At 64.5% G+C, this 16,703-nt stretch carries 18 protein-coding genes; 3 read left to right on the top strand and 15 right to left on the bottom strand.

The features are described from left to right. Positions 1-73: 73 nt before the first annotated feature. The 4 genes from ptsP to QCE69_RS01085 all read right to left on the bottom strand — a co-directional run bounded on the left by ptsP (position 74) and on the right by QCE69_RS01085 (position 5,716). A complete protein-coding gene (ptsP, locus tag QCE69_RS01100; RefSeq protein ID WP_309931513.1) occupies positions 74-2,671 on the bottom strand; it encodes a phosphoenolpyruvate--protein phosphotransferase in 2,598 nt (865 codons plus the stop codon). A gap of 12 nt (positions 2,672-2,683) precedes the next feature. Further along, positions 2,684-3,691 (bottom strand): SIS domain-containing protein, encoded by a 1,008-nt coding sequence (locus QCE69_RS01095; RefSeq protein WP_309931512.1) that lies wholly within the window; start codon positions 3,689-3,691, stop codon positions 2,684-2,686. Beyond that, entirely contained in the window at positions 3,684-4,787 is a 1,104-nt protein-coding gene (nagA, locus tag QCE69_RS01090; RefSeq protein WP_309913500.1) for an N-acetylglucosamine-6-phosphate deacetylase, read from the bottom strand. Before nagA ends, QCE69_RS01095 begins: the two co-directional genes overlap by 8 nt. Before the next feature lie 194 nt (positions 4,788-4,981). Then, on the bottom strand, positions 4,982-5,716 hold the full coding sequence (locus QCE69_RS01085; RefSeq protein WP_309913497.1) for a GntR family transcriptional regulator: 735 nt from the start codon (positions 5,714-5,716) through the stop codon (positions 4,982-4,984). Between the two features lie 319 nt (positions 5,717-6,035). Here QCE69_RS01085 and QCE69_RS01080 point away from each other — a divergent pair, with 319 nt between their 5' ends. Continuing rightward, complete coding sequence (locus tag QCE69_RS01080; RefSeq protein WP_309913494.1) at positions 6,036-6,962, top strand: bifunctional helix-turn-helix transcriptional regulator/GNAT family N-acetyltransferase; 927 nt, start codon at positions 6,036-6,038, stop codon at positions 6,960-6,962. Positions 6,963-7,049: 87 nt separating this feature from the next. Here the strand turns inward: QCE69_RS01080 and QCE69_RS01075 are convergent, their stop codons facing one another. After that, the gene (locus QCE69_RS01075) at positions 7,050-7,868 is read right to left on the bottom strand and encodes a MetQ/NlpA family lipoprotein (protein WP_309913492.1); all 819 of its coding nucleotides are present in this window, start codon (positions 7,866-7,868) and stop codon (positions 7,050-7,052) included. A gap of 193 nt (positions 7,869-8,061) precedes the next feature. On the opposite strand from QCE69_RS01075, the gene QCE69_RS01070 reads away from it, so the two are divergent. Further along, a complete protein-coding gene (locus QCE69_RS01070; RefSeq protein WP_309913488.1) occupies positions 8,062-8,361 on the top strand; it encodes a YciI family protein in 300 nt (99 codons plus the stop codon). A gap of 33 nt (positions 8,362-8,394) precedes the next feature. Here the strand turns inward: QCE69_RS01070 and QCE69_RS01065 are convergent, their stop codons facing one another. The 5 genes from QCE69_RS01065 to QCE69_RS01045 are packed head-to-tail and all read right to left on the bottom strand — an operon-like array spanning position 8,395 to position 12,481. Continuing rightward, positions 8,395-8,985 carry an SCO family protein gene (locus QCE69_RS01065; RefSeq protein ID WP_309913485.1) on the bottom strand — a complete coding sequence of 197 codons (591 nt, stop codon included), beginning with the start codon at positions 8,983-8,985 and terminating at the stop codon, positions 8,395-8,397. Further along, a complete protein-coding gene (cyoE, locus tag QCE69_RS01060) occupies positions 8,982-9,887 on the bottom strand; it encodes a heme o synthase (RefSeq protein ID WP_309807102.1) in 906 nt (301 codons plus the stop codon). The genes QCE69_RS01065 and cyoE overlap by 4 nt, the downstream gene beginning before the upstream one ends. 9 nt (positions 9,888-9,896) lie before the next feature. Then, the gene (locus QCE69_RS01055; RefSeq protein ID WP_309928995.1) at positions 9,897-11,006 is read right to left on the bottom strand and encodes a COX15/CtaA family protein; all 1,110 of its coding nucleotides are present in this window, start codon (positions 11,004-11,006) and stop codon (positions 9,897-9,899) included. A gap of 36 nt (positions 11,007-11,042) precedes the next feature. Further along, positions 11,043-11,708 carry an SCO family protein gene (locus QCE69_RS01050; protein ID WP_404987123.1) on the bottom strand — a complete coding sequence of 222 codons (666 nt, stop codon included), beginning with the start codon at positions 11,706-11,708 and terminating at the stop codon, positions 11,043-11,045. A gap of 29 nt (positions 11,709-11,737) precedes the next feature. Next, entirely contained in the window at positions 11,738-12,481 is a 744-nt protein-coding gene (locus QCE69_RS01045) for an SURF1 family protein (protein ID WP_309913480.1), read from the bottom strand. 159 nt (positions 12,482-12,640) lie between these two features. Between QCE69_RS01045 and QCE69_RS01040 the strand changes: the two genes are divergently transcribed. Continuing rightward, entirely contained in the window at positions 12,641-12,850 is a 210-nt protein-coding gene (locus QCE69_RS01040; protein WP_309807098.1) for a twin transmembrane helix small protein, read from the top strand. A gap of 196 nt (positions 12,851-13,046) precedes the next feature. Here QCE69_RS01040 and QCE69_RS01035 read toward each other — a convergent pair whose 3' ends face one another. The 5 genes from QCE69_RS01035 to ctaD all read right to left on the bottom strand — a co-directional run bounded on the left by QCE69_RS01035 (position 13,047) and on the right by ctaD (position 16,602). Further along, a complete protein-coding gene (locus QCE69_RS01035; RefSeq protein WP_309807097.1) occupies positions 13,047-13,904 on the bottom strand; it encodes a cytochrome c oxidase subunit 3 in 858 nt (285 codons plus the stop codon). A gap of 82 nt (positions 13,905-13,986) precedes the next feature. Then, positions 13,987-14,187 (bottom strand): DUF2970 domain-containing protein, encoded by a 201-nt coding sequence (locus QCE69_RS01030; RefSeq protein ID WP_309913477.1) that lies wholly within the window; start codon positions 14,185-14,187, stop codon positions 13,987-13,989. Positions 14,188-14,192: 5 nt separating this feature from the next. Next, positions 14,193-14,765 carry a cytochrome c oxidase assembly protein gene (locus QCE69_RS01025; RefSeq protein WP_309807095.1) on the bottom strand — a complete coding sequence of 191 codons (573 nt, stop codon included), beginning with the start codon at positions 14,763-14,765 and terminating at the stop codon, positions 14,193-14,195. A 9-nt stretch (positions 14,766-14,774) separates the two neighbouring features. Continuing rightward, a complete protein-coding gene (locus QCE69_RS01020; protein WP_087047888.1) occupies positions 14,775-14,915 on the bottom strand; it encodes a cytochrome oxidase small assembly protein in 141 nt (46 codons plus the stop codon). A gap of 73 nt (positions 14,916-14,988) precedes the next feature. After that, on the bottom strand, positions 14,989-16,602 hold the full coding sequence (gene ctaD / locus QCE69_RS01015) for a cytochrome c oxidase subunit I (protein WP_309807093.1): 1,614 nt from the start codon (positions 16,600-16,602) through the stop codon (positions 14,989-14,991). Positions 16,603-16,703: the final 101 nt, after the last annotated feature.

The raw sequence follows: 16,703 nt of genomic DNA, 5'->3' as shown, positions 1-16,703 counted from the left end.
AAATATAGGTCTTGTCGTTACTGCTTCGGGGATGGCCAAAAATGGCTTGCGCGCGACGGACCGCGGGGGACGATCAGTCCTGCGGCCAGATCTCGCGGCTTGCCGCTCTTACTGCCTGTGCCGATTCGAGCGCGAGGCAATCCTCGGCGCGCTGACGGCAAAGCTGATAGTCGAGATTGCGCACCCGCGCCTTGATGCCGGGCACCGACACCGGATCGACCGACAGTTCGGTCACGCCGAGGCCGACGAGCAAGGGCGCCGCAACCGGATCGCCGCCGAGCGCACCGCACACGCCGACCCACTTGCCGTGCTTCTCCGCGCCCTGCACCGCCGTCTTGATGAGGCGCAGGACAGCCGGATGCAGACCGTCCGACTGCGCGGCGAGATCGGGCTGGCAGCGGTCCATCGCGAGCGTGTACTGGGTCAGATCGTTGGTGCCGATGGAGAGGAAGTCCGCGTATTTCGCGAGCTGGTCGGCGAGCAGCGCCGCCGACGGCACCTCGATCATCACGCCCACTTCCACCGGCTCCGTGCGTCCCGCTTCGCGCGCCAGTTCGTCGATGCGCGCGCGCAGGCGCTGAAGCTCGCCGGAATCGGTGACCATCGGCAGGAGAATGCGCACCGCGCTCGCCGGCTTGACGGCCAGCAGGCCGCGCAGCTGGTCGTCGAGCAGATCGGGGCGCACTTGTGCGAGCCGGATGCCGCGCAGGCCCAGCGCCGGATTTTCCTCAGGCGGCAGCGTCAGGTAGTCGACTTCCTTGTCCGCGCCTACGTCCAGCGTGCGGATGATGGCCGTGCGGCCCTGCAAGGCGTCGACGATTCCTTGGTAGCTCTCCGCGTGCTCAGTGGCGGTGGGCGCCGACTGGCGATGGATGAACAGCAGTTCGGTGCGCAGCAGGCCGACGGCGTCGGCGCCGTTCTCGACGGCGGCCTTCGCGTCGTCGAGCGTCGCGATGTTGGCGGCGACTTCGATCGCCCGGCCGTCCTTCGTCGAGGCCGCTTCTTGCGACAGCTTGCGGTTCGCTTCGCGCACGCCGGCCAGACGATCGCGCTCGGCGCGGGCGCGTTCGACATCGACGTCGGTGGGCGCATGCTCGAGGCGGCCCGCCGAGGCATCGACGACGACCTGCGTGCCTTCCGGAATGGCGTGCAGCGCATCGCCGATGGCGACCAGCGCCGGGATGCCGATCTGCCGCGCGATGATTGCCGCGTGCGAAGTTGCGCCGCCGCGCGACATCACGAGCGCCGTGACGCGCGTGCGGTCGAGCGAGGCCAGGTCGGACGGGGTGAATTCGGTCGCCGCGAGCACGGCTTCCGGCGGCAGTTCCGCTGCCGCCGTATTGGTCAGCCCGAGCGCGCGCAGCACGCGCTTGGCGATGTCGCGCAGATCGGCGGCGCGCTCGGCGAGGAGATCGTCCTGCACGTTCGAGAGCAACGCGATCTGCGTCTGGATCGCTTCGCGCCACGCAAAGCCCGCGCTCTTGCCGAGGCTGATCAGATCGCGCGCGGCGTCAACCAAAGTCGGGTCTTCCAGCAGCACGCGATGCACCGCGAAAATCCCCGCCTCACCCACCGCGCCGCGCTGCGAGGCAGTGCGCACGGTCTCGCCGAGTTCGGCATCGACCTGGGCGATGGCGCGATCGAGCGCACGGCTTTCCGCCGCCGACGAACCGCTCGCCTGCTCCGGCGGCACGATGTCCTGGTCGTCCCATCGCACCAGCTTTCCGACCGCGATGCCCGGCGCGGCGCACACGCCCGCGAGCGTGTTGGGCGGCAGCGGCTGGCCCGCGTCGGCCGTCCGCGCAGCCGACGCGACAGGCGCCGGCGAACGCGTCTGCGCCCGCGATTCCTCGACTTCGCCATGCGCCTCGCGCAGCAATTCGGCGGCGACCGCGTCCACGGCCTGCTGCGCCTGCGCGCCGATGCCGACCAGTTCGACCGTCACGCCTTCGCCCGCACCGAGGCTGAGCAAGCCGACCACGCTCTCCACCGGCGCTTTCTTGCCTTCGTAACGCACTTCCACCTTGGCGTCGAAACCGCGCGCGGCCTCGCGCGCCCGCGCCGCCGGCCGCGCATGCAGACCGCCCGCGCTCGCCAGCGTCAGGCGGCGGCGCGCCTCTTCCATGACGAGCGCACCCGAGCGCGCCGTCTCGGCCCGCTCGCCGGCTTTCGCACGGAGAACCAGCAAGCGCGCACCGGACTTCAGCACGCCGCGCCCGGCGCGCTCGATGACATCGAACGCGTCGCCGTTGGCGATCGCGATCACGGAAACGAGGCTCGGCGCGTGTTGCGCGACAAAATCTGCGTTGAATTCGATCAGCGGCTGGCCGGCGCGCACCTCGGCGCCCTGCTCGACCATCGGCGCGAAGCCATCGCCGCCCAGCTCGACCGTGTCGATGCCGATATGCACGAGAATTTCCGCGCCCTCCTTCGTGCGCAGCGTCACCGCGTGATGGGTGCGCGCGAGATGGGTCACGGTGCCGTCGCAGGGCGCGGCCAGCACGTTGTCGAGCGGATCGATGCCGATGCCGTCGCCGAACATGCCCTGCGCAAACACGGGGTCCGGCACGTCGGCGAGCGGGACGATCGGGCCGGTGAACGGCGCGAGCAGCACGACATCGCTCGGGTTATCGGTGGAATGATTCAACAGGGACTCCTCGGCACGGCGCATCGGCTTTCTCACTCAATGGGTTTCGGTGACCTTGTTCAGGTGGCGCGGCGCGTCGGGATTGCGCCCGCGCGCGGCGGCCAGACCCGCGGCCATCACGTAGAACGAAAGGATCGCGGCAATCGGATCCAGCGCCGGATGATCCGTGGCGACGAGCGGCAGCTCCGCGTCCGCGACGTCCTCCGGCGCGGCGAGCAGCACGCGCGCGCCGCGTGCGCGCATGTCGGCGGCAAGCTGGATCAGACCCGCCTGCTCCGGTCCGCGCGGCGCGAACACGAGCAGCGGATAGTCGCGATCGATGATTTCCATCGGACCATGACGCACTTCGGCGCTGGAGAACGCCTCGGCCTGGATGCCCGAGGTCTCCTTGAGCTTGAGCGCGGCTTCCTGGGCGATCGCGAGACCGAGACCCCGTCCGATCACGATCATCCGGTCGATGTTCGTCAGCTCCGTCACCGCGCGCGTCCAGTCGAGCCGGCCCGCGGCGCGCAGTGCGTCCGGCAGGGATTCGAGCGCCTTCAGCAGTTCGGCGTCGCGTTGCACGTGAGCGACCACGATGGCCGAGAGCGACAGCATCGCGATGTAGCTCTTGGTCGCGGCCACCGAGAGTTCCGGACCCGCGAGCAAGGGCAGGAAGTATTCGCAGGCGCTTTCGAGCGGCGAGCCTTCGACATTGACGGCCGCGACCGTGAAGGCGCCGGCGTTGCGCAACGCCTGCATCGTGCCGACGAGATCCGGGCTCTTGCCCGATTGCGAGAACGCGACGGCCAATTGGCCCGACACGCGCAGCGGCGCCTGTTGCAGCGTGGCGACCGACATCGGCAGCGAAGCGACCGGCACGCCGAGGCGGCTCATGGTCAGGCTTGCGAAATAACTGGCGGCGTGATCCGAGCTGCCGCGCGCCACGGTCAGCGCGACGTGACGCGGCTGCTCCGCCAGTTTTACGGCGAGCGCCTCGACGCGCGAGGTATCGGCGAGCTGGGCCGCGACGACATCCGCGGCTTCCAGCGCTTCGTTAAGCATATTCGACAATGGATTCTCCTTCGACATACGTGGCGGTCAGCGCGTGGTCCCGGTCGAGCACGACGAGATCGGCCCATGCGCCGCGCGCGATGCGGCCGCGATCTTCGAGTCCGAGGTAATCGGCGGGATAGCGCGACAGGCGATTCGAGACGTCCGCGAGCGGAATGCCCAGCGAGACGAGATTGCGCAGCGCCTGGTCCATGGTGAGCGTGCTGCCGGCAAGCGTCCCGTCGGCGAGACGCACGCCGCCCATGCACTTGGTCACATGCTGGCTGCCCAGGCGATATTCGCCGTCGGGCATGCCCGCCGCCGAGGTGCTGTCGGTGACCACATACAGGCGCGGGATCGCACGCAGCGCGGCGCGGATCGCGCCCGGATGCACGTGCAGCAGATCGGGAATGAGCTCGGCGTATTCGGCGTGCGCGAGCGCCGCGCCGACCATGCCCGGATCGCGGTGATGCAGCGGCGACATGGCGTTGAACAAATGCGTGAAACCGCGGGCGCCGTGCTTGAGCGCGTTGACGGCGTCGTCATAGGTGCCGAGCGAATGGCCGAGCTGCACGCGTACGCCGCGCGCCGCCATGTCGGAAATGATGTCGAGATGGCCGGAGATTTCCGGCGCGATCGTCACCACGCGAATCGGCGCGAGTTCGAGGTACTTCAGCACCTCGCTGCGCACCGCGACGGCAGCCGCGTCCGGTTGCGCGCCCAGCTTGCCGGGATTGATGTACGGCCCTTCGAGATGCACGCCGAGCACGCGTGCGCCGCCTGCCGCGCGCCGCTTCGCCTGTTCGCCGAGACCGGCCACGACTTGCATGAGTTCGTCGCGCGGCGCGGTCATGGTCGTGGCGAGCAGGCTCGTCGTGCCGTGTTGCGCGTGCTGGCGCGTCACGGTGTCGGCGGCGTCGCCGCCTTCCATGATGTCGCGCCCGCCGCCGCCATGCACGTGCAGGTCGATGAAGCCCGGCAGGATGTATGGCGCATCGTTCGCGAGCGGATCGACGATATGCCCTTCGAGCGCCGTCACGCGGCCGTTCTCGAAACGCACCGAGCCGTGAATCCAGCCGTCGGTCGTGAGTATGTTTCCTTTCAGCATGAAGTTCTCTGGAAGTACGCGATGCTTGAATGAGGTTCAGTGTCGTCCGCGCCCTGCTGCGAGCAGGCTTCCATCGGATGGAAAGGCGAACGGCTTCCTTGGGTCCTCTCGTTCTGTTCTTTGTTGCTGATGCTGCGGGTGTTGCGGGGCTTGCGGGTGATGCGGGGCTTGCTGCTGATTGCGCTACCGGGAATTCATCGGTGCAGTTCCGCGACGAAGTCGTAGTAGTCGTCGCGGCAATAGGTATCCGTCAGTTCGATTGCGCGTTGATCCGCCGAATAGCCGATCCGCGTGATCACGAGCAAGGCGGCGCGCGGCGCGACACCCATCAGCCGGGCGATGTCCACACTCGCATTCACCGCGCGAAAGTGCTGCAACGCGCGCACCACCGACAGTCCACGCTCCTCCAGATAGCGATACAGCGACAGCCCGATTGCGTCCGGGTCCGGTACGACGGCCACCGGCAAGGTTGATTGCTCCACGGCCATCACGATGCCGTCCGCACGGCGCAGACGCTTCAGGCTCGCAACGGCCGCGCCCGGAGACAGACCCAGACGCACCGTTTCCTCCCGATTCGCTGTGCGCAGTCTGCGATCCAGCCAGACCGAATCCGACCTGAAGCCGCGCTGCTCCATTTTTCGCGTGAAGCCGGTCAGACGGGACAGCGGATCTTCGGTGCGTGGCGTGATGAAACTGCCGGCACCGCGTGCGCGCCGGATCAGGCCTTGCTCGACCAGCAGCGCCAGTGCCTTGCGCGCCGTGATGCGCGACACGCCCACCGCTTCCGACAACGTGCGCTCCGCCGGCAACGCCTCGCCTGCGCTCCAGGTGCCCGCATGAATGGCGCTGGCAAGACGCGACGCAAGCTGCAGGTAGAGCGGCGTTGCGCTCTGTGCATCCGGCGTCAATGCCTGCCAATCGTCACCCATCTGGGCTCCCGAAAACCTTGAACGGAGCCCATTATATAACCAACATAATACCAGTCAACGCTTGTTCAACGCCCCTGAGATAGCGATGTAACCCGTTTCAAATCAATTATTTATATGATTTTTTTCGCATTTTTTCGAATTTGACGAACATCAGGATTTACCCGTATCGGCATTCCACTTTTACAAGTGGTTTGCAATGTTGAATTCATTCAACTTTCGGGCATTTTCGTATTCGCATGACCAATCCTTCTTGGCACAATGCTGTCGCTAATTCGGATTCAAAACTAAATTCAATCAAAAATTTTTGAGAGACTACGCGATGGGCCATCCAGATCCGAGCCGGGCCGTTGAAGCAGTGCGTCGCTTCAACCGCTTCTATGCGCGCCATACCGGCGCGCTCCATGAGCGGCTTCACAAGAGTTCGCTTTCCCTTACCGAGATTCGCATCCTTCACGAGCTGGCGCAGCACAAAGCCAGCACGGCCGCGGACCTGTCGCGCAATCTTGGACTGGACACCGGCTATCTCAGCCGGTTGATCAGCAACTTCCAGAAGCTCGGACTGATCGCGCGCCGCAAGAACGAGGCGGACGGACGCGCTCATCTGCTGTCAATCACACCCGAGGCGAAGGCCAAGGTCGATGAAATCGACCTGCATGTTTCCGGCGACACCGCCTTGTTGCTGAAGAAGCTCACGTGCGCCGAAATCGAGCAGTTGTGCTCGGCCATGGCGGATGTCGAACGCCTGCTGTCGCCGGCGCGTCCTGATGTCGAGACGCGTCTTCGTGGTCCACGCGGCGGCGACTTCGGCTGGATGATCGAGCGCCATGCACACCTTTCCGTGGCCGGACGGCCGAAGTTGCAGCACGAGGCGTTCGCCGCGAAACTGGTCGCGCGCTTTTTGACGGCCATGCAGGCGAACACACCGCGTATCGCCTGCTGGGTGGCGGAGCAGGACAATTCCACGCGTATCGGCGCAGCCATGCTGACCGAGGCGTCGCACACGCAGGCGAGCATCGACATGTTGTTCGTCGAGCCGGGCGCGCGCCGTCGCGGGCTTGGAGAACGGATGCTGGCCGCCGCCACCAACTTCGCGCACGGCGCCGGCTATGGACAGGTGATCTGCCGTCTCGAGGAGGCTCAGGAGGATCTGTGCGGACTGTTCCTGCATACCGGCTTCACGCCCGTGCAGGACGATTCGACCACCCTGATCTGGCAACGCGAATTGCAGCAGCTGTTTGTCGAATGAAGCGGCGCGGCGTGAAAGGCACAACGGCGTCCCGCAGGACGCCGTTGCTGGCAATGACGGGCGAAGGCGTCGAGCCTTCGAGCGCCCTCAGAACGACGGCACCATCGAGCCCTTGAACTCGCTCTTCAGGAACTGGCGCACGTCGTCGGACTGGTAGGCGGCCACGAGTTTCTTCACCCACGGCTGGTCCTTGTCCTGCGCGCGCACGGCGATCAGGTTCGCGTACGGGCTATGCACGTCTTCGAGCGCAATGGCGTCCTTCGTCGGCTGCAGGCCTGCCGCAAGCGCGAAGTTCGTGTTGATGACGGCAGCGTCGACGTCGGCGAGCGTGCGCGGCAACTGCGCTGCATCGAGTTCGACCAGCTTGATCTTTTTCGGATTCGCCGCCACGTCGAGCGCGGTCGCGTTGTTGCCGTTCGTGCCGGCGCCCGCCTTCAACTTGATCACGCCCTGCGTCTGCAACAGCAGCAGCGCGCGGTTCTCGTTCGACGGATCATTCGGCACCGCCACCTTCGCGCCCTGCGGCAAGTCCTTCAACGACTTGAGCTTCTTCGAATACACGCCGAGCGGCGAGATATAGGTCAGGCCCGCGCTGACGATCTTGTAGCCGCGCTGCTTCACCTGGCTGTCGAGATAAGGCTGGTGCTGGAAACTGTTGGCGTCGAGATCGCCGGCGTCGAGCGCGGCGTTCGGCTGCACGTAGTCGTTGAACTCGATGACCTTCACGTTCAGCCCTTCGCGCTTCGCGACCTTCTGCACGACTTGCCAGATCTGCGCGTCGGGGCCGCTGATGGTGCCGACCTTGATGACCTTGTCATCCGCGTGCGCGGCGGCGCTCGCGAACAAAGCGGCGGACGTGAGGGCGGTGAGGGCGGTAAGGGCTTTGAGCAAATTTCTGCGCTGCATGGTGTTCCTTGTTTCGATGATGCGTGGCTTGCAGGTAGGCGCCGGTGAGTGACGCGCCAGGGTGACGGATGTTCGCACAGCGCTGGTGCAAGTCGAAATACCGTTTGCTCATGTCTTTATCACGTGCATCACGACGCAGCTAGAATCGCGACAGAAGATCACCATTGCGCATTCAAAGGAGGCGAGCCTCGACATGTATCTGATCAACCTGCGCTATACCGGCGCGCTGGCCGAAATCGACGACGCACTCGACGCTCACCGGCTCTTTCTCGAACGCTATTTCGCGGCGGGCGTGTTCGTCATCGCGGGGCCGAAGGTACCGCGCGAGGGCGGCGTGATCCTGGCGTCGAACATCGAACGTGAGCGGCTCGACGCGATCATCGCCGAGGACCCGTTCACGCAGCAAAATCTCGCGCACTACGAGATCACCGAGTTCAAGGCCACGCGGCTTGCGCCCGGGCTGAACCTGCCGGAGCCTTCTTCCGACGCATGAGAAAACGGCCCGTCGAGCGGGCCGTTTGCAGGTTCAGTCGATCAGCAGCTTCAGGTCGTGCACCCAGGGCTCGACGCCCTGGCCGTCGCGCGCGAAGAGACGCAGCTTGCCGTCCTTGTCGAAGACGTAGCTGGCGGCGGTGTGATCCATCGTGTAGTCGTCGGCGGTCTTGCCCGCCGATTTCGCGTAGTACACGCGAAAGTCCTTGGCGACCTGCGCGAGCTGCGCGTCGTTATCAGGCCTCAGGCCGATGAACGAAGGATTGAAGGCCGCCACGTATTGACCCAGCAATTCAGGCGTATCGCGTGCGGGATCGACGGTCACCATCAGCACCTGCACGTCCTGCGCCTTGTCGCCGAGTTGCTGCAGCGCTTGCGAGAGTTCGGCGAGCGTGGTCGGGCAGACATCGGGGCAATGCGTATAACCGAAGAACAGCACGACGGCCTTGCCCTTGAAATCGCCGAGCGTGCGGGTCTTGCCGTGCGTGTCGGGCAATGAGAAGGCGCTGCCGAACTGCTTGTTGCCGGTGATGTCGAGATTCTTGAAATCGGGCGCTTTCTCGCAGGCGGAAAGCAGCGCCGCGATGAACAGCAGCGCGAACAGACGACGCAGACCGGCCATCATGCCCCGATCACCGTGCGCACGTAATGATCGACGAGCAGCGCGCCGAACAGCAGCGACAGATACACGATGGAATAGCGGAAGGTCCTGCGCGCGAGGGCATCGGAATAATCGCGGTACATCTTCCACGCATAGCCGATGAACCCCGCGCCGAGCGCGATCGCACTCGCCAGATACACGACGCCGCTCATGCCGGAGATGTAGGGCATCAGCGTGACGGCGAACAGCACGAGCGTGTACAGGAAGATGTTGAGCAGCGTGTACTTCTCGCCATGCGTGACCGGCAGCATGGGCAGGCCGGCGTTCTCATAGTCCTTGCGGCGATACAGCGCGAGCGCCCAGAAATGCGGCGGCGTCCAGACGAAGATGATCAGCACGAGAATCCACGCGTCGCCGGGCACGGCGCCCGTCACCGCGGCCCAGCCGAGCGCGGGCGGCATGGCGCCGGACGCGCCGCCGATCACGATGTTCTGCGGCGTGTACGGCTTGAGCAGCAGCGTATAGATGACCGCATAGCCGACGAAGGTGGCGAGCGTGAGCCACATCGTGAGCGGATTGGTGAAGCGATAGAGCGTCCACATGCCGATGCCGCCCAGCACCGCCGAGAACCACAGGATCTGCGCCGTGGTGATCTGGCCGCGCGCGGACGGACGCCATGCAGTGCGGCGCATCTTGGCATCGACCTTCTGCTCGACGAGACAGTTGATGGCGAAGGCCGCGCCTGCCAGCAGCCAGATGCCGACGGCGCCGCCGATCAGCTTGTCCCACGGCACCATGCCGGGAGTGGACAGGAACATGCCGATGACGGCACAGAACACCGCGAGTTGCGTGACGCGCGGCTTGGTCAGCGCGAGATACTGCGCTGCGCGGCTGCCGATGGGGGAGTTGAGAGTCGTGCTGTCCATGATGTGGAGTCACGCTGAAACGACGTCGCGCGCGAGAAGCGTGGCGCGGCCGGGACGGCTGGAAGAGATTCGAAAGTTTAGCATAACGAGTAGCAGCAACAGGATCGCGGCGCCGCCGTTGTGCGCGACGGCAATGGGCAGCGGCCATTGCAGCACGACGTTCGAGAGGCCGGTCAGGAACTGGATCACGATCACGAACAATACGCCATTCGCGGGCTTGCGCAGCGATTCGAATCGTCGCAGGCGGCTTGCAAGCCACAGCAGGTACAACACCACAACGATCGCAAAGGTGCGGTGCGTCCAGTGGATCGCGACCAGCGCGTCCTGCGAGATCACGTCGCCGTCGCCGGTCATGCCGAGCGCGCGCCACAGATGGAAGCCGTGCTCGAAGTTCATCGGCGGAATCCATTGGCCGTTGCACAGCGGGAAGTCGGTACACGCGAGCACCGCGTAATTGGTGCTGACCCAGCCGCCCAGCGCAATCTGCACGATCAGCAACAGCAAGCCGAACATCGCGGCGGGCATCCAGCGCGCGGCGGCGGTGTCGAGCGACGGAATCGGCGTCATGCGCGCGGCCAGCCAGCCGAGCACGCCGAGCAGCGCCAGGCCGAGCAGCAGGTGCGTCGTGACGATCACCGGCTGCAGCTTGAGCGTGACTGTCCATGCGCCGAACGCGCCTTGCAGCAGGATCAGCGCGAGGATGCCGGTCGGCCACCACGGCGACACGTGCAGCGGCCGCTTCCTGATGCGCGCGGCCCACGCGATGATCGTCTGCGCGATGATCAGCACGCCGATCGCCATCGCAAAGTAACGGTGCAGCATTTCGATCCACGCCTTCATCATGCTGACGGGGCCGGTCGGCATCGCCTGGTACGCGGCGGCAATCTGCGCATGCGCGATGAACGGCGACGACGTGCCGTAGCAGCCCGGCCAGTCGGGACAGCCGAGGCCCGAATCGGTCAGGCGCGTGAAGCCGCCGAACATGATCAGGTCGAGCGTCAGGAAAGTCGTGAGCCAGACGAGCTTGCGAAACTTGCTGTCATCAGCCTTGACCCACACGTAGGACAGCGGCAGCAGCGCGATGCACACGCCGATCAGCCCCAGTTGCAGTAGGAACATGCTCTCTTACCCTTGCACTTCAGTATCAGGCGCCCATCAGCCGATCCGCGACCACTTCAACAGCTTGGCCACGTCGCCGTTGATCTTCTTCGGATCGGGGTTCTTCGGGAAACGCATCATCAGATTGCCGTTCGGATCGACGAGATAGATGTGGTCCGTGAGCTTCGTGCCGTCATCGACGGGCAGCCACGCGGCCACCGCCTTCTCGTCGGCGACCAGCATGCGCGTGTCGGGTTGCGGATAGGCGGCCTTGATGACGTCAGAGACCGGCTTGTCATCGGTACGCAGCCAGACGTTCACCACGCGCTCGCGCTCGCCCGATTGCAGCACGCGCACCTGACGCATGAAGTAGAGGCGCGTCACGCATTGCTCGTCGCACGCGCTGCCGTTCACCGTGATCATCAGCCATTTGCCTTCGAGCGACTTGAGCGGCACGCTCTGCCCCTGCTCGTTCGTCACGACCAGTTGCGAAGGAATCGGCCGCTGCGGTTCGACCAGCGCGCCGTAACTCGACGTGCCGCCCGCCGGCTTGAACACGTAGTACATCAGATAGGACGCGATCACCGGCGCCGCGCACACGAGCGCCAGCAAGACCAGCATCCAGCGTCCGCTGGTCCAGGAGCCTTGTCTGGCCGTGCGTTGCCGGGCGCGGGGGGTCTTGTCGGGATCGGTGTCGGCGGCGGTGGAGCGTTGTGTTTGCATCGATGAAACGTGCCTCGGTTCTTCGGTTGTCAGGCGTGGTGTTCGGCTTCTTCGTCGAGTGTGTCGCGTGTCGTGCCCTTCTTCGCGGCACGCCGCGCGGCGTACAGGCCGAAGCCGACCGCCGCCGCCGCCATGCCCCACCACTGGAACATGTAGCCATAGTTGCGCTCGACGCCCAAGGTCGGCGCGGGCCAGTCACGCACGAGCTTGTCGCCGGTGTCGTTGGTCTGCTGGATCACGAACGGCTGGAACGACAGACCGGTTTCTGCGGCATACGCGCGGATATCCAGGTTCTGGCGGATCTCCTTGTGCGCGGCCGAGCCGCCATGACCCAGTTCGAAAGCCTGCGACGCATTGGCGCGCGCGATGCCCTGCACGTCGACGACCCCTTTCGGCGTGTCGTACGCCTCGATGCCCGTGCGATCCGCCATGTTGCGCGGCAGCCAACCGCGATTCACGAGCACGTAGCCGCCGTCCTCGAGTTTAAGCGGCATCACGACATAAAAGCCCGGCTGGTCGTTATACGGACGATTGTCCAGATACACGACGCGTTCCGGCATGAACTCCCCGCGCGCCTCGACGCGATGGAATTCGATCGACTTCAGCGGCAGCGGCTCGACGCGGACTGTCTGCGCCGGCGCATGTTCGAAGGCGAGGATATGCGCGTTGAGCGCCTCCTTCTGATGGGCGCGGTCGCGCTGCCAGAAGCCCAGCCGCACCGTCACCGCGACGACGATCAGGATGAGGAGCGTGGGCCAGAAACGAATCTTCATGCGGCAAGCCTTACCGCCGGCATCCGTTTGAGCGGCGCACGGCGCAATCCGTCGAGTGAGATAATGGGATGTTTCGATTCCATACTGCTCAAGGTGGTTCCTGACATGGCCTGAAGTGCCGCCAACCGGACCCACGAGCAAACAAGGCTGGCTGGTTTCATGCACATCTTCGTTGCTATCGCATTCATCCTGATCATCGGCAGCCTGGGCTCGGCGCTCTACTTCATGATGACCGACAAGGGCCGCACCAAGCGGATGGTCTGGTCGCTCGCCGCGCGCGTCGGACTGTCCATCTCGCTGTTCCTCTTCATCCTGTTCGCTCACTGGATGGGCTGGATTCAATCATCGGGCGTGCCGATCGGACGATAACGCCGTTGCGGGCAGGTCCCGCGAGACGGATTGTCGCGCCCCGTCCCTGCGCTGCCCACTGCGCATCAAACGACAACGCCGCCCCTGTGGACTTCGAGGGCGGCGTGTTGGTCACTGCTTCTATGCTCTCTTCAAACAGCGTTGCCACCGGTCGCGCATCGCGGACGGCGCAGCGCGCCGGTCCGCTCCAGTCTTCTTACAGCCAGTAGACGACGACGTACAGACCCAGCCACACGACGTCGACAAAGTGCCAGTACCATGCGGCGCCTTCGAAGGCGAAGTGATGCTCCGCCGTGAAGTGACCGCGGATCAGACGGATCATCACCACGGCCAGCATCGTGCCGCCGAGGAACACGTGGAAGCCGTGGAAGCCGGTCAGCAGGAAGAACGTCGAGCCATACACGCCGGAATTGAGCGTCAGGTTCAGTTCGTTGTACGCGTGGAAGTATTCGTAGCCCTGGCAGAACAGGAAGATCAGGCCCAGCAGCACGGTGGCGCCCAGCCAGATGATCGCTTTCTTGCGATGGTCTTCACGCAGCGCGTGGTGAGCCACCGTCAGCGTCGCGCCGGACGACAGCAGCAGCGCGGTGTTGATGGTCGGCAGGGGCCACGGCACCATCGCGCGGAAATGCGGCACGAGCGCGGCGGGACCGTTGTTCGGCCAGACGGCGCTGAAGTCCGGCCAGATCAGCTTGTAATCGAGGCTGCCGAGTTCATGCAGCGCGATCTGCCGCGCATAGAACAGCGCGCCGAAGAATGCCGCGAAGAACATGACTTCCGAGAAGATGAACCAGCTCATGCTCCAGCGGTACGACACATCCACGCGCTTGCCGTACATGCCGCCTTCGGATTCGGAGATGGCGTCGCCGAACCAGTGCCACAGCACGAACAGTACGAACAGCAGGCCGATGAACGTGCCCGCAGGCCCGAAGCTATGACCGTTCACCCACGATGCCAGCGACGCCAGCATGATCAGCAGGCCGGTTGCAGCCATCACCGGATGCCGCGACGGATGCGGCACGAAATAGTACGGGCTCTCGTTTTGACCGCTCATTGTTGATTCTCCACTTCGATCCAGTTGCTTGAATTTTCTTTTCCCGCCGGACGCATGGCTGGGCCACGTCCCGGCGTTCCGTCTATCCCACTACCGCGCGCACGATCAGCAGCAACACGACGATGAACAGCACCGCGCCGATGATGCCTGCCGCGATCAGATGCAGTGGGTTCAGCTGGGCCGCATCGCTTTCCAGGTCCGCGCGCCGGCGTACGCCGAAGAACGACCAGAACACGGCCTTCATGAGCTTGAGGAAACCACCCTTCGGCGAATCCGCGCTCATGGCCGTCAGGTTCCTTTCTCGACCGTCTTCGGCGCATCCAGCTCGAAGAACGTGTACGACAGGGTGATCGTCCTGATGTCCTTCGGCAGCTTCGGGTCGACGACGAACACCACCGGCAGGCGCTTGGTTTCGTTCGGGCCGAGCGTCTGCTGCGTGAAGCAGAAGCATTCGATCTTGTTGAAATACTCGGTGGCCTGCTTCGGGGCATAGCTCGGGATGGCCTGCGCCTTCACCGTGCGACCCTGCTGGTTGGTCACCTGGTACATCACCGTCATCACTTCGCCGGGGTGGATGTCCAGCGTGTTCTGCTCCGGCTTGAACTGCAGCGGACCGCGTGCGTTCGCATCGAACTCGATGGACACCGTGCGGCTCGCATCCACCTGCGTGTTCTTCGCCTCGCGCGCGCTGACGTCGCGCTGCACGAGGTTGTTGATGCCGGTGACTTCGCAGATGGCCTTGTACATCGGCACCAGCGCGAAGCCGAAGCCGAACATCAGCGCGGCCACGACGAACAGCTTGACGAGCATCGACCGGTTGAACGACCGGTCGACATGCGAATTTTCCTGCGGAGCAGACACTTGGCTTTCCTACCCTCGTGACAACAGGTACTGCCTGACGACGATACCCACAAAGAAGACGGCGGCAATCAACACCATGACGATTCCGAGCCGCTTGTTGCCCGCGCGGATTTCTTCGGGCGTGCGTCTTTTTTGTGGATCCGGGGCCATGCTTTCCTTGGCTTTCCTTGCTCTCGATTCGCGGGACGCTCGGGAGAGCCGCCCCGCGAAGCATTCAGACTGATTACTCGACCGTCGGCGGATGCTCGAAGGTATGGAACGGCGCCGGGCTCGGCACGGTCCATTCGAGGCCTTCCGCGCCATCCCACGGCTTGTCGCTCGCCTTCTCCAGCTCACCGCCGCCACGGTACGTGGGCAGCGCGACCGCGAACAGGAAGTACACCTGCGCGAGGCCGAAGCCGAATGCGCCGATGGTCGCGATCTGGTTGAAGTCGGTGAACTGCGCCGGGTAGTCCGCATAGCGGCGCGGCATGCCCGCGAGACCCAGGAAGTGCATCGGGAAGAACGTGATGTTGAAGAAGATCATCGACGCCCAGAAGTGGATCTTGCCGCGCATCTCGTTGTACATCCAGCCGGTCCACTTCGGCGCCCAGTAGTACCAGCCCGAGAACAGCGCGAACAGCGAACCCGCCACCAGCACGTAGTGGAAGTGCGCCACCACGTAGTAGGTGCCGTGCATCTGGATGTCGAGCGGTGCCATCGAGAGGATCAGGCCCGTGAAGCCGCCCATCGTGAACACGAACAGGAAGCCGATCGCGAACAGCATCGGGGTTTCAAAGGACAGCGCGCCGCGCCACATGGTGGCCACCCAGTTGAACACCTTCACGCCCGTCGGCACGGCGATCAGCATCGTGGCGTACATGAAGAACAGCTGGCCCGTCACCGGCATGCCGGTCGCGAACATGTGGTGCGCCCACACCATGAACGACAGGATCGCGATCGATGCCGTTGCGTACACCATCGAGCTATAGCCGAACAGCGGCTTGCGCGAGAACGCCGGGATCACCTGCGACACGATCCCGAACGCCGGCAAGATCATGATGTACACCTCGGGGTGACCGAAGAACCAGAAGATGTGCTGGTACATCACCGGATCGCCGCCGCCCGCTGCGTTGAAGAACGACGTGCCGAAGTGACGATCGAACAGCACCATGGTGATGGCGCCCGCCAGAACCGGCATCACGGCGATCAGCAGGTACGCGGTGATCAGCCAGGTCCACGCGAACATCGGCATCTTCATGAGCGTCATGCCCGGCGCGCGCATGTTGAGGATGGTCACGACGATGTTGATGCCGCCCATGATCGACGACGCACCCATGATGTGGACCGCGAAGATCGCGAAGTCCATGCCCGGGCCCATCTGCGTGGAGAGCGGCGCGTACAGCGTCCAGCCCGCGGCGGTCGCGCCGCCCGGTGCGAAGAACGAACCGACCAGCAGCACGGCGGCGGCCGGCAGCAGCCAGAAGCTGAAGTTGTTCATCCGCGCGAACGCCATGTCCGATGCGCCGATCTGCAGCGGCACCATCCAGTTCGCGAAACCGACGAACGCCGGCATGATCGCGCCGAACACCATGATGAGGCCGTGCATGGTGGTCAGCTGATTGAAGAACTCGGGGCGCATGATCTGCAGGCCCGGCTCGAACAGCTCGGCACGGATGCCGAGCGCCATCACGCCTCCAGAGAGGAACATGATGAAGGAGAACAACAGGTACAGCGTACCGATGTCCTTGTGGTTGGTGGCGAAAAGCCAGCGGCGCCAGCCATGCGGCAGTTCGTGCGCATGGTCATCGTGCGCGTGGTCGTGGCCTGCGCCTACATCGTGTCCGATGCTAGACATGACAATCATCTCCTAAAGCGAATACTCGGGGCACTTGGCAATGACGCGTGGTTTTCCGTTGCTTATATGCATCTTCCGATGCGGCGAAGGAAAACAGCACG

This window comes from Caballeronia sp. LZ032 (genome assembly GCF_031451315.1).
In the GTDB taxonomy this organism is placed as follows: Bacteria; Pseudomonadota; Gammaproteobacteria; order Burkholderiales; family Burkholderiaceae; genus Caballeronia.
This window is presented reverse-complemented; position numbering and strand designations above follow the sequence as displayed.

Coding starts and splice junctions, on each gene's coding strand:
- QCE69_RS01030 (WP_309913477.1), bottom strand. CDS start 14,187: ATGAGCGCGGATTCGCCGAAGGGTGGTTTCCTCAAGCTCATGAAGGCC.
- QCE69_RS01040 (WP_309807098.1), top strand. CDS start 12,641: ATGCACATCTTCGTTGCTATCGCATTCATCCTGATCATCGGCAGCCTG.
- nagA (WP_309913500.1), bottom strand. CDS start 4,787: ATGCTGAAAGGAAACATACTCACGACCGACGGCTGGATTCACGGCTCG.
- ctaD (WP_309807093.1), bottom strand. CDS start 16,602: ATGTCTAGCATCGGACACGATGTAGGCGCAGGCCACGACCACGCGCAC.
- QCE69_RS01085 (WP_309913497.1), bottom strand. CDS start 5,716: ATGGGTGACGATTGGCAGGCATTGACGCCGGATGCACAGAGCGCAACG.
- QCE69_RS01065 (WP_309913485.1), bottom strand. CDS start 8,985: ATGATGGCCGGTCTGCGTCGTCTGTTCGCGCTGCTGTTCATCGCGGCG.
- QCE69_RS01080 (WP_309913494.1), top strand. CDS start 6,036: ATGGGCCATCCAGATCCGAGCCGGGCCGTTGAAGCAGTGCGTCGCTTC.
- QCE69_RS01075 (WP_309913492.1), bottom strand. CDS start 7,868: ATGCAGCGCAGAAATTTGCTCAAAGCCCTTACCGCCCTCACCGCCCTC.
- cyoE (WP_309807102.1), bottom strand. CDS start 9,887: ATGGACAGCACGACTCTCAACTCCCCCATCGGCAGCCGCGCAGCGCAG.
- QCE69_RS01095 (WP_309931512.1), bottom strand. CDS start 3,691: ATGCTTAACGAAGCGCTGGAAGCCGCGGATGTCGTCGCGGCCCAGCTC.
- QCE69_RS01045 (WP_309913480.1), bottom strand. CDS start 12,481: ATGAAGATTCGTTTCTGGCCCACGCTCCTCATCCTGATCGTCGTCGCG.
- QCE69_RS01055 (WP_309928995.1), bottom strand. CDS start 11,006: ATGTTCCTACTGCAACTGGGGCTGATCGGCGTGTGCATCGCGCTGCTG.
- QCE69_RS01020 (WP_087047888.1), bottom strand. CDS start 14,915: ATGGCCCCGGATCCACAAAAAAGACGCACGCCCGAAGAAATCCGCGCG.
- QCE69_RS01070 (WP_309913488.1), top strand. CDS start 8,062: ATGTATCTGATCAACCTGCGCTATACCGGCGCGCTGGCCGAAATCGAC.
- QCE69_RS01035 (WP_309807097.1), bottom strand. CDS start 13,904: ATGAGCGGTCAAAACGAGAGCCCGTACTATTTCGTGCCGCATCCGTCG.
- QCE69_RS01050 (WP_404987123.1), bottom strand. CDS start 11,708: ATGCAAACACAACGCTCCACCGCCGCCGACACCGATCCCGACAAGACC.
- ptsP (WP_309931513.1), bottom strand. CDS start 2,671: ATGCGCCGTGCCGAGGAGTCCCTGTTGAATCATTCCACCGATAACCCG.